We start from the raw sequence: 10989 nt of genomic DNA, 5'->3' as shown, positions 1-10989 counted from the left end.
GCGCCTCCCCGCCCCGCCCATCGGCAGTGCCCTGGGCTTCGCCCTGGAGGAGATCGAGTACGGGCGGGCCGTCTTCACCCTGGCCCCGGGCGAGGAGCACTACAACCCCATCGGCAGCGTGCACGGCGGCGTCTACGCCACGCTCCTGGACTCGGCCGCGGGGTGCGCCGTCCAGTCGGTGCTGCCGCAGGGCATGGCGTACACCTCGCTCGACCTGACCCTGAAGTTCCTGCGCCCGATCACGGTGGACACGGGCAAGGTGCGCGCCGTCGGCACCGTCCTGAACAGCGGCCGCCGTACCGCGCTCGCCCAGGCCGAACTGCTCGACTCCACCGACCGCCTGCTCGCCCACGCCACGAGCAGCTGCCTGCTCTTCCCCGTACCTGCGGCGAGCTGATCCGCTCCGCCCGCGGCCGCGGCCTCCTTCTCCCGAGGGATCCTCCCGAGGAATCATGACCGGCCCCGAGGGAACCCGGTCTCTGCACGGCGTACGGCACGCGGTGCGTCGTACGGCGCACCGCGCGGCACGCGACGCGATCGAGATGTGAACGGGAGAGGTCATGACGGAGAGCAGCGAGGACCGGACGACGGCACGGCGCGTCTGCAAGGCGTGCGGCAGCAGGCCGGCCGAGGGGGCGACGGTGTGCGAGCACTGCAGGGCCGTGCTCGACCTCCCGGACCGGGCCGGTCTGGTCGAGGACGAAGGCGCGGCGGTACGACGCGACTTCGAGCACCGCAACGCCTAGATTCCGCGGGTGATGCCCTGTGAGGGATGGGGCGACGTGGGTACACGGTGCGGCATGGCACCGAAAAAAGACCACACCACGTCCCTGCGGGCCGTACGGCAACTGCACCGGATGCGCACCTTCTACGCGACGGCCGCGCTGCTGTGGGCGGCCTCGGCCGCCTGGATCGGGTACGAGCATCCCGGCAGCCGGCAGATGTGGGTGTCCGCGCTCTTCATGCTGGTCTTCGCCGGTCTCCTGGCCGTGACGTCCCTGTGGCTGCGGCGCCTGCAGAACGCGGGCGCGGACGCACCGGCGCACCACGCCGCTCCCCGCAGGGCGCCGGTCCGCCATGTGAGCGCCTGAACACCGGTACCCATCGCTCCCCGAACGCACCCGCCGTGGTCCCTACGGCGGGTGCGTTCGCATGGGGCACCGCCGCTGCCTGACCGCCCGACCGTCCGACCGCTTCAGAGGGACCGGTAGACGCACTCGGGATCGGCGGAGGCGGACTCGGCGAACTCCGCGAAGTCCATGTTCGCGATCGCCAGGTTCGCGTGGATGTCGTGGACGCCGACCGGGACGGTGCGGAACTCGCGCGGCGGCGGCGCGTCGATGAGGTCCTGGTCGTACACCGGGTCGAGGTCCTCCTCGTCGAAGACGTCCAGGGCCAGCAGGGCGCGGTGGGCGGATCCCATCGTCACCGGGTCGGCGAGGAACACCACGGACAGGTTCTCGTCCTTGCGCACCGCGTCGAGCACCTCGTCGGGCGTCGCACCGGACCAGACGGGATCGTCCACGATGTGGACCGAGGACTCGTATTCCCCGTCGTCCCCCCACGGCTGGGCCAGCTCCGTCGTCACCGCCCGCCATGCGGCCTCGTCGCTGTAGTCGGTCCTGACGACCAGGGCGTCGAACTCGTCACGACCGACGATCTCCGGCAGTACCTTCATGAAGTGCCCCTTGTAGTACCCGTCATCCATCGCCGTACCCGGCATCCATCGCCGTGCCCGGCATCCATCGCCGTGCCCAGCGTGCGTGACCCTCTCATGGGGCACTGACATGTGGTCCGGCGAGTTGCCCTGTCCGCGCGGGCAGTTGGTCCCAGGAAGTGGGACAGCTCTTGGTGAAGAGCCGTGGCTGCGGTAGAAATGGGCCCCATGAATCACGAACCGCTGGTGCGACGCCTGGTCATCGACCTGTGCCGCTGTTCCGCCGCGTGTTGTTCGTGTTGTTGATCCCGCGTTCCTGACGCGTTCCGCCGTCCGGTGACGTTCCCGGCGGCACACCTCTTCGCCGCATCCCGGTGCGTTCCGTGAGCCGTTCGGCTCCGCCGTTCTGCTGTCTCGCCGTTCTGCTCCCTTGCCGTCCTGCTGTCCCGTCGCTGCCCGATGCGCTGCTGTCCCGCTGCCCGGGCCATCAGTCTTCCGGCGCCCATGGAGGCCCGTCCCCGTGTCCACGACCCCGGCTCCGCCCCAGGCCGAGCTCACCCCTCTTCCCGACGAACCGCCCGCGCGGCGACGTCTGCCCGGATCCGGCTCCAACTCCGGGTCCGGTTCCGGACGGCTGCGGCACATCGCCCTGCCGATCGGCTCGCTCCTGCTGTTCCTCCTCCTGTGGCAACTGCTCGCGGCCGCCGGGACATGGAGCGAGACCCTGGTGCCGCCGCCGGCCAAGGTGTGGAGCGCGTTCATCGACGTGTCCACGACCCACGACGGCGTACGCGGCTACAACGGCACGACCCTCATCGAGCACCTCGGCATCAGCCTGCGCCGCATCGCGCTCGGCGCCGGCCTCGGCATCGTCCTCGGGGTGCTCTTCGGCCTCGTCATGGGCACCGTCGGCTGGGTCCGTTCGCTGTTCGAGCCCTGGATCACCTTCCTGCGGACGCTGCCCCCGCTGGCGTACTTCTCGCTGCTCATCATCTGGCTGGGCATCAACGAGGAACCCAAGATCACCCTGCTCGCCGTGGCCGCCTTCCCGCCGGTGGCGGTCTCCACGACGACCGCGGTGACCGCCGTGTCGCAGAGCCTGGTCGAGGCGGCCCGCGCGCTGGGCGCGTCCCGCTGGGACGTGGTCAAGGACGTGGTCGTGCCCTCCGCCCTGCCGGAGACGCTGACCGGCATCCGGCTGGCCGTGGGGGTGGCCTACTCGTCCCTCGTCGCCGCCGAACTGGTCAACGGGCTGCCGGGGATCGGCGGCATGGTCAAGGACGCCGCCAACTACAACAACACCCCCGTGGTGCTCGTCGGCATCATCGCCATCGGAGTCTCCGGACTCGTCATCGACGGCCTGCTGCTGCGGCTGGAACGCGCGGTCGTGCCCTGGCGCGGACACGTGTAGTCGTCCTCCTCTCTTCCCCTCTCCGCTCCTTCGTTCCTTCCTGACTTTTCCGAACATCCCACGGAACCTGAACAGAAACGGCCCCGCCATGCCTCGCTCCATCCCTCAAGGCCCGTCCCGACGCCTGCTGCTCGCCGGTGCCCTGGCCGCGGTGTCCGCGGCCGTCACCGGCTGCTCCTCGGACAGCGAGGCGTCCTCGTCCGGCGGCTCGAAGCGGCTGCGCATCGGCTACTTCGCGTTCCCCAGCGGCGACCTGATCGTGAAGAACCGGAAGCTGCTGGAGAAGGCGCTGCCGGACTACAAGATCACCTGGATCAAGTTCGACTCCGGCGCCAGCGTCAACCAGGCCTTCCTGGGCAAGTCGCTCGACATCGCCGCGCTGGGCTCCAGCCCGTTCGCCCGCGGGATCTCGGGGAGTTCACCGATCCCGTACAAGGTCGCCTTCATCCTCGACGTCGCGGGCGAGAACGAGGCGCTGGTGGCCCGCAAGGGCGCCGGCATATCCGATGTGGCCGGCCTCAAGGGGAAGACCGTCGCCACCCCCTTCGCCTCGACGTCGCACTACAGCCTGCTGGCCGCGCTGGAGGGGGCCGGGCTCAAGCCGTCCGACGTCAAGCTGGTCGACCTGCAGCCCCAGGCGATCATCGCCGCCTGGCAGCGCAAGGACATCGACGCCGCCTACGTGTGGCTGCCGACGCTGGACGAGCTGCGGGAGAGCGGCACCCAGCTCACCAGCAGCAAGGAGATCGGCGCGGGCGGCAAGCCGACCCTCGACCTGGCCGTCGTCTCCGACGAGCTGATCGCGAAGGACCCGAAGGCCATCGACACCTGGCGCAAGGTCGAGGCCGAGGCACTGGAGCTCCTCAAGTCGGACCCCGACGGTGCGGTCGAGGCCGTCGCCGCCGAGCTGTCCATCAGCAAGGCGGACGCCAAGGCCCAGCTCGCACAAGGGGTGTTCCTGACCCCGGACGAGGTCGCCTCCGCCGACTGGCTCGGCACCGACGGCAGCCCGGGCAAGCTGCTCACCTACGTCTCCGACACCGCGCGGTTCCTGGCCGACCAGAAGCAGATCGACGCCGCGCCGTCCGAGGACGCCGTCCGCAAGGCCTTCTACCTGAAGGGACTGCCCGATGTCCTCAAGTGAGACCGTGAACGTGAACAAGGGAGCCGGGCGACAGGACGCCGGGGAGGGAGTCCGGGACACCGAGGGGACTCAGGGCACCGAGGGCACTCAGGGCATCGAAGGGACCGGGGCTGTGCGCCTCGACGGCGTCACCCACCGGTACGGCCGGGGCGATGCGGCCGTCACCGCCGTGGGGCCGGTCGACCTGACCGTCCCGGCGGGCGAGTTCCTGGTCCTCGTCGGCGCCTCCGGCTGCGGAAAGAGCACACTGCTGCGGCTGATCGCCGGGTTCGAGCAGCCCACCCAGGGGGCGGTGCGCGTCTCCGGCGCGGCGCCGCGGCCGGGCGACACGGCCGGCGTGGTGTTCCAGACCCCGCGGCTGTTCCCGTGGCGGACCGTGCAGGGCAACATCGACCTGGCACTGCGCTACGCGGGCGTCGACCGCGCCCGCTGGCCCGAGCGCCGGGCGGAGCTGCTGGCGCGCGTCGGTCTGGAGGGTACGGGGAAGCGGCGCATCTGGGAGATCTCCGGCGGCCAGCAGCAACGTGTCGCCATCGCCCGCGCCCTCGCCGCCGAGAACCCGCTGTTCCTGCTCGACGAACCGTTCGCCGCGCTGGACGCGCTGACGCGCGAACGCCTCCAGGAGGACGTGCGGCAGGTGACCGCCGAGACCGGCCGGACCACGGTGTTCGTCACCCACTCCGCGGACGAGGCGGTGTTCCTCGGCTCCCGCATCGTGGTGCTGACCAAGAGCCCCGGCACGGTGGCCCTGGACCTGCCGATCACCCTGCCCCGGGGCACCGTCGACGCCGACGAACTGCGCGAGTCCAGGGAGTTCACCGAACTGCGCGCGGAGGTGGCCCACGCGGTCAAGTCAGCCGCGGCGGCCTGACCTTCCGCCGTCCCGCCGCGCGTTCAGTCACGTGTCCGGTCGCGTGCTCAGTCACGTGTTCAGCCGCGTGTTCAACCGGGCGGCCTGGCGGGTCAGGTGGTCGCGTTCGGCGAGGGTGGGGGCCCGGTGGGCCGCCTCCGCGTACAGACGGGCCGCCTCCGGCAGGTCGCCGGCCCGTTCGTGGAGGTAGGCCACCGCCGCGGTGTGGCGGGGCAGCGAGTCGTCCAGGGCCGCCAGCGCCGCCAGGCCCGCCCGCGGGCCGTCCGCCTCGCCCACGGCCACCGCGCGGTTGAGGCGGACGACCGGGTTGTCGGTCAGGGCCGCCAACTCGTCGTACCACTCCACGATCTGCACCCAATCGGTCTCCGCGGCCGTGGGCGCGTCGGCGTGCAGGGCCGCGACGGCGGCCTGGGCCTGGAACTCGCCCAGCCGGTCGCGGGCCAGGGCCGCCTGCAGGATTGCGACGCCCTCGGAGATCGCCGCGGTGTCCCACCGGGTGCGGTCCTGCTCCGCGAGCGGCACCAGGCTGCCGTCGGGCGCGGTGCGGGCGGCCCGGCGGGCGTGGTGCAGCAGCATGAGGGCGAGCAGCCCCGCCACCTCGGGGTGGTCGACGGACGCCGCGAGCTGCTGGGTGAGCCGGACGGCCTCGGCGGCCAGGTCCACGTCGCCGGAGTACCCCTCGTTGAAGACCAGGTACAGGACGCGCAGCACGGTCGCCACGTCGCCCGGCCGGTCGAACCGCACGCCGGAGACGGTGCGCTTGGCCCGGCTGATGCGCTGCGCCATCGTCGCCTCCGGCACCAGGTACGCCCGCGCGATCTGGCGGGTGGTCAGTCCGCCGACCGCGCGCAGGGTGAGGGCGACCGCCGACGACGGCGTCAGCGAGGGGTGCGCGCACAGGAAGTACAGCTGGAGCGTGTCGTCCGCGGTGGGCACCGGCCCGGCGGCCGGTTCCTCCTCGACGCGGTCCTCACGGCGGCGCCGGGCGGCGTCCGACCGGGTCGCGTCGAGGAACCGCCGCCAGGCCACAGTGACCAGCCAGCCCTTCGCGTCCCGCGGCGGCGCGGCCGGCCAGACGCGGACCGCCTCCACCAGGGCGTCCTGCACGGCGTCCTCGGCCGCCGCGAAGCCGGCCCCGCGGCGGACGAGGATCCCCAGCACTCCGGGCGTGAGACTCCGGAGCAGCGCTTCATCCATGGAAGAGGCACTCCGTGGCGGTGGGGGACACGCCGTAGAACGGACGCAGTTCGAGCCACTCGTGGATCGGCTTCCCGCCCGCACCCGGAGCGGCCGACAGCTCACCGGCGAGCTCCAGCGCGCGCTCGTAGCTGTCGACGTCGATCACCATCCAGCCCGCGATGAGGTCCTTGGTCTCGGCGAACGGGCCGTCGGTGACCGGCGGACGCCCCTCGCCGTCGTACCGGACGAACGTGCCCTGCGGCGCCAGCGCCTGGCTGTCGACGAACTCCCCGCTCTCCTGCAGCCGGCCCGCGAAGTCGTTCATGTACTGCACGTGGGCCGAGATCTCCTCCGGCGTCCACCGGTCCATGGGCACGTCGTTGACCGGGTCCGGGGCGCCCCGGTAGTGCTTGAGCAGCAGGTACTTGGCCATCGTCGTTCTCCTCGGTGCCGGGACGGCCCATTCTGACCGCCTTCACCCCGGGGACGGGGCCGGGCGCGGGTTCTCGACATCACCGCGAAAACTTTTCCCGGATCCCCGGATCCCCGTATCCCCGTATCCGCGTGTCCGCGTGTCCGCGTATCCCCGGATCTCTGAATCCAGGGACATCGGCTCGGCGGGCCCGTCAGACTCTCGCCCATGATCTCTCTGGACGACCCCCGCTGGCCCTCCCTCGACCATCGCAACTGGTCAGGGGGACGGGGCGCACCGGACGCCCCCTTCGTCCCGGACGAACTGCGCCGGCTGGCCGCCGACCCCGCGGACACCGAGCGCTTCGGCGACCTGTGGCCGTACCTGTGCTCCGAGGGCACCGCCTGGCCCGCCGCCTACGCCGCCGTCCCGCACCTCGTCGCCCTCGCGCGCGGCCTTCCCCCGGCCCGGACCGAACGCGACGACTACCTCTACGTCGTCGGCCTCGTCGTCATGTGCTCCGGCGAGCTCGGAGAGGTCCCCGCGGACCTCCCCGACGACATCGCGGACGCGTACCGCCGGGCCCTCCCCGAGGCCCTCGACCTCCTGACGCGGACGCTGGCCGCCGGCACGCACGACCAGAGCACGACCGGCTACCTGCTCGCCGCCACGGCGGCCCTCAAGGGCCATCCCGAGTACGCCGACATACTCAACGACCTCGACGTGTACGCCGAGTGCCAGTCCTGCGGGGAGCCCATGCTCGAACCCCCCGAGTGACCGGGGTGGGCGGCCCGCCGGCCACCGGCTCCCTCGCGCCGGGCCGTTCCTGACGTTCGCACCGGGCCGTTCCCGACGATTGCGGCACGCGGACGGACGGACCCATACTGTGCGGGCCGCACGGGGGGAGGCCGGCGAGTTGAGGGGGAGACGCGCGCCCGTCGCAGTGCGCGGAACCGCGCACCACGGACTGGTGCTGGGTGCCGCCGGACTCGCGGTGCTGCTCGCCGCCACCGTCCTGGCCGCACTCGCGGCGCTCACCGAGAAGGCCGTCGAGGGCGGGACGCAGCGGCGGCTGGCCCGCGATCCGACCGCCGTGGTCGAGGTCTCCGGCACGTACCGGGCACGCGACGCGGACCGGATCGACCGCCTGGTGCGCGCCGCCGCCGACCGCGCCTACGGCGGCGTACCGCATCACACCTGGTCCGCGTTACGGATCCCGGCCAACCGTTCCTCCGCGCTCAGCGTGACCGAGGCGGACGGCCGCCGGCGTGACGACGCACTCGTCACGCTCGTCGCCCTGCAAGGCGCCCGACAGCACGCGGAGCTGACCGCGGGGCGCTGGCCACGGGCGGCCGACGGGGGAGGGGCCGACGGCGGAGGTGTCGGCAACGGAGGCGCCGGCGGCGGAAGGGCCGGTGGAGGAGTCGTCGAGGCGGCATTGGGCGAGGCGTTCGCCGCGGAGCTCGCCGTGCGGCCGGGCGGCGAACTGCGGGTACGTTCCACCGACGGGCGGCAGGTCCGGATGCGGGTCGCCGGGCTGTACCGCACGGGCGGCCGCAGCCCCGCGGTTTGGGGCAGCCTGACCCCCACCTTCTCCTCGCCCGACTCCATGGCCCTGGTGCCGCGCCGGGCCCTGACGACGACCCCGGGCCTGTCCGGGGACGCCGACGCCCTCTGGCTGGCCGTGCCGGACACCGGCGGAGTCCGGCTCGGCGACATCGGGCCCCTGGCGGAGCGTGCCGACGCGTTCGGCGGCAGCGACGTCGCGCTCTCCGTCTTCCGCGGTACGTCCCCCGCGGCCGCACTGGAGGTCAGGTCCACGCTCGACAACGCGCTCGACGACCTGGCCACCCCCGTCGCCGTGGCCCGCGCCGGTCTCTACGTCCCGGCCACCCTGCTCGCCGCCCTGGCGGCCGCCGCCCTCGTCCTCACCGCCCGCCAGCTCGCCGAGCACCGCCGTCCCGAACTCGCGCTGCTGGCCGCCCGCGGCGCCGGCACCACCCGGCTGGTCTCCGCGACGGCGGCGCAGTGGGCGGCCGTCGCGGTGCCCGCGGGGCTGGCCGCGCCGTTCCTCGCCGGCCCACTGCTGCGGCTCCTCGACGGGGCGGGGCTGATCCCCGGCGACGTACCCACGACGGCGACCCTCGCCGCGGGCCGGACCGCCGCGCTGCTCGCCGTCGCGGTGCACGGGGCGGCCCTGCTGCAGCCGACCGCGCGGACCGTACGGGACCGGTACGCGGTACGCGGACTGCGGCTGCGCCCGGGACGCTTCGCCGGGGCGCAGCGGCTCGGCGCCGACCTGGCGCTCGCCGCCGTCGCCGTCGTCGGCTGGCTGCAGCTTCGCCAGTACCGTTCGCCGGTCACCGGCGGCGGCGTCGATCCGGTGCTGGTGCTCGCGCCCGTCGCGATGACCTGCGCGGCGGCACTGCTCGTGCTGCGCGCGCTGCCGCTGGCCGCGCGGATCACCGACCCCCTCGCCCGGCGCGGCACCGGACTCGTCCTGCCCCTGGGCGGCTGGCAGATCGCCCGGCGGGCCGCGCGCCACGCCGGTCCCGCCCTGCTGGTGACGCTCGCCCTGGCCGTCGCCGCGCTCAGCAGCACCGCCCTCGCCATCCTGGACCGCGGCGACCACGACCAGGCGGTCTTCCGGGTCGGGGCCGACCTGCGGATCGACCCCGGCCGGCGACTCGCCACCGCCGACCGGCGCGCCACGTACGCCGCACTGCCCGGCGCCAGGAGCGTCACCCCCGTGGTCGAGGCGAACGGCTACCTCGGGCAGAGCTGGATGACCGTCACCGGCGTCAACACCGCACGCGGGCCCGCACCCGCCCTGCGCCCCGACCTCACCGACCGGCCGGTGTCCCGGCTCGTCGCGCCGCTGGGCCGGGACATCCCGGAGTACGGACTGCCGCTCGACGGCCCGGCGGGCTCTGCCGACCCGCCTGGCTCTGCCGACTCGGCGCGTCCGGCAGGCTCGGCGCGTCTGGCAGGCTCGGCGCGCCCGGGAGGCTCGGCGCGCGAACTGCCACTGCGGGTGCGGCTGTCGGTCGACGGACCCGGCACCCCCGTACCGGTCACGCTCACCGTCCACTTCGTGGATGCCGACGGCCTCACCCGCGCCGCCGACGTCGTCCTGAAGGACACCGGCGGCGCGGCCCGTACCGTGCGCCTGAAGGTACCGGTCGCCGGCGCGGGCGTACGGATCGTCCAGCTCGGACTGAGCATGACCGGCGAGACTGTACGGCGCACCTACCGGCTCTCCGTCGACCGCGTACCCGGCCTGACCGAGCCCGCCCGCTGGCGCAGTCTGCGTACCGACGCGCCGGACCTGAAGGTCGCCGGGTGCCCCGGCGAGAAGTCGCGCAAGCCGCCGAGGGCCGCCCCGGGACCCGTGCTGTGCTCCGACCGCCCAGCGCCGGGCACGCTCCTGGACGCCGTGCTGCGCGGACCGGACACCGCGAGCAAGTACCCGACGTGGAGCGTGCGGCTCGGCACCGACCGCGGCCGGGAGCGCACGGCCGCGCCCGCGCTCGCCGACCGCGCGCTGCTCTCGTCCGGCGTGGCCCGGGTGGGCGACACGATCACGATGCAGCGCGCCGGCGGCGGCACCGCCCGCTTCGAGATCGTGGGGGAGATCGACGCCGTTCCCGGCGCCGACCGCGACCGGCCGCGCCTGCTCGCCGACTCGCGCGCCATGGCGGCCCAGTTCGTGCGGGGTGGCACCCTGCCCGCCGCCGAGTCCGCCTGGTGGGTGGCCGCGGACCGCGGGGACGCGACGGCGGCGCTGGCCGCCGTGCGGGCCGACCCGCGCCTCGGCACGGCCGTCGACGTGCCGCTGATGCGGGCCCGGCTGGCAGCCGACCCCCTGCGGCAGGGGGCGCGCGGGGCGCTGACCCTGTGCCTCGTCCTCGCCCCGGCGTTCGCCGTCGTGGGCTTCACCCTGCACACGGCACTCTCGGCACGCGCCCGGACCCGAGAGTTCGCGCTGCTGCGGGCGCTCGGAGCGCGGCGCGGACAGCTCGCCGGGTACCTGTGGACCGAACAACTCGGGCTCGCCGCGGTGGCGGCGGTCCTCGGCACCCTGCTGGGCACCGCGCTGGCCGCCACGATCATGCCGGTGGTCACGGTCGACGACACCGGCGGACCGGTCTACCCGGGCCTGCTCACCTCCGTGCCCTGGACCCGCGTCACGCTCACGGCGGGCGCGACGACCCTGCTGATCTGCGCGGTCGTCACGGTCGCCGCCCGCTTCCTGGGACGGGTCGACCTGGCCAGGGTGCTGCGGGCGGGGGAGGACCGGTGAGGTGGGGTGGAA

Annotated in this window: 11 protein-coding genes; 8 read left to right on the top strand and 3 right to left on the bottom strand. The window is 73.7% G+C overall.

Going from position 1 to position 10989, the window contains the following annotated elements:
* The 3 genes from FGF04_RS11730 to FGF04_RS11720 form a co-directional block, all read left to right on the top strand.
* Positions 1-397, top strand: a 397-nt coding sequence (locus tag FGF04_RS11730; RefSeq protein WP_149511330.1) for a PaaI family thioesterase, incomplete at its 5' end; no start/stop codon positions are given.
* 163 nt (positions 398-560) lie between these two features.
* Positions 561-746, top strand: coding sequence for a hypothetical protein (locus tag FGF04_RS11725; protein ID WP_149511240.1), 186 nt, complete (start codon positions 561-563; stop codon positions 744-746).
* 54 nt (positions 747-800) lie between these two features.
* Positions 801-1091 carry a hypothetical protein gene (locus FGF04_RS11720; RefSeq protein ID WP_149511239.1) on the top strand — a complete coding sequence of 97 codons (291 nt, stop codon included), beginning with the start codon at positions 801-803 and terminating at the stop codon, positions 1089-1091.
* A 104-nt stretch (positions 1092-1195) separates the two neighbouring features.
* Here the strand turns inward: FGF04_RS11720 and FGF04_RS11715 are convergent, their stop codons facing one another.
* Positions 1196-1678 carry a DUF6924 domain-containing protein gene (locus FGF04_RS11715; RefSeq protein WP_149511238.1) on the bottom strand — a complete coding sequence of 161 codons (483 nt, stop codon included), beginning with the start codon at positions 1676-1678 and terminating at the stop codon, positions 1196-1198.
* A gap of 499 nt (positions 1679-2177) precedes the next feature.
* Between FGF04_RS11715 and FGF04_RS11710 the strand changes: the two genes are divergently transcribed.
* From FGF04_RS11710 to FGF04_RS11700, 3 genes are all read left to right on the top strand, one after another.
* A complete protein-coding gene (locus FGF04_RS11710; protein ID WP_408055607.1) occupies positions 2178-3068 on the top strand; it encodes an ABC transporter permease in 891 nt (296 codons plus the stop codon).
* A gap of 88 nt (positions 3069-3156) precedes the next feature.
* A complete protein-coding gene (locus tag FGF04_RS11705; RefSeq protein ID WP_149511237.1) occupies positions 3157-4212 on the top strand; it encodes a taurine ABC transporter substrate-binding protein in 1056 nt (351 codons plus the stop codon).
* 112 nt (positions 4213-4324) lie between these two features.
* Positions 4325-5083 (top strand): ABC transporter ATP-binding protein, encoded by a 759-nt coding sequence (locus tag FGF04_RS11700; RefSeq protein WP_408055610.1) that lies wholly within the window; start codon positions 4325-4327, stop codon positions 5081-5083.
* A 51-nt stretch (positions 5084-5134) separates the two neighbouring features.
* Here FGF04_RS11700 and FGF04_RS11695 read toward each other — a convergent pair whose 3' ends face one another.
* Positions 5135-6280 carry an RNA polymerase sigma factor gene (locus FGF04_RS11695; protein ID WP_149511235.1) on the bottom strand — a complete coding sequence of 382 codons (1146 nt, stop codon included), beginning with the start codon at positions 6278-6280 and terminating at the stop codon, positions 5135-5137.
* Complete coding sequence (locus tag FGF04_RS11690) at positions 6273-6695, bottom strand: YciI family protein (protein ID WP_149511234.1); 423 nt, start codon at positions 6693-6695, stop codon at positions 6273-6275. Before FGF04_RS11690 ends, FGF04_RS11695 begins: the two co-directional genes overlap by 8 nt.
* Positions 6696-6902: 207 nt before the next feature.
* On the opposite strand from FGF04_RS11690, the gene FGF04_RS11685 reads away from it, so the two are divergent.
* Both FGF04_RS11685 and FGF04_RS11680 read left to right on the top strand, forming a co-directional pair.
* Positions 6903-7451, top strand: coding sequence for a hypothetical protein (locus FGF04_RS11685; RefSeq protein WP_149511233.1), 549 nt, complete (start codon positions 6903-6905; stop codon positions 7449-7451).
* Between the two features lie 193 nt (positions 7452-7644).
* Positions 7645-10977, top strand: coding sequence for an ABC transporter permease (locus tag FGF04_RS11680; RefSeq protein WP_235882284.1), 3333 nt, complete (start codon positions 7645-7647; stop codon positions 10975-10977).
* The last annotated feature ends 12 nt before the right edge of the window (positions 10978-10989 follow it).

The organism is Streptomyces apricus, from assembly GCF_008369065.1.
In the GTDB taxonomy this organism is placed as follows: Bacteria; Actinomycetota; Actinomycetes; order Streptomycetales; family Streptomycetaceae; genus Streptomyces; species Streptomyces apricus.
Note: the sequence above shows the minus strand (reverse complement) of the source record. Positions and strands in the feature narration are given on the sequence as shown.

What these genes read in the sequence shown, in the direction of transcription:
- FGF04_RS11725 (WP_149511240.1), top strand. Translation starts at nt 561, where the DNA reads ATGACGGAGAGCAGCGAGGACCGGACGACGGCACGGCGCGTCTGCAAG.
- FGF04_RS11720 (WP_149511239.1), top strand. Translation starts at nt 801, where the DNA reads ATGGCACCGAAAAAAGACCACACCACGTCCCTGCGGGCCGTACGGCAA.
- FGF04_RS11715 (WP_149511238.1), bottom strand. Translation starts at nt 1,678, where the DNA reads ATGAAGGTACTGCCGGAGATCGTCGGTCGTGACGAGTTCGACGCCCTG.
- FGF04_RS11705 (WP_149511237.1), top strand. Translation starts at nt 3,157, where the DNA reads ATGCCTCGCTCCATCCCTCAAGGCCCGTCCCGACGCCTGCTGCTCGCC.
- FGF04_RS11695 (WP_149511235.1), bottom strand. Translation starts at nt 6,280, where the DNA reads ATGGATGAAGCGCTGCTCCGGAGTCTCACGCCCGGAGTGCTGGGGATC.
- FGF04_RS11690 (WP_149511234.1), bottom strand. Translation starts at nt 6,695, where the DNA reads ATGGCCAAGTACCTGCTGCTCAAGCACTACCGGGGCGCCCCGGACCCG.
- FGF04_RS11685 (WP_149511233.1), top strand. Translation starts at nt 6,903, where the DNA reads ATGATCTCTCTGGACGACCCCCGCTGGCCCTCCCTCGACCATCGCAAC.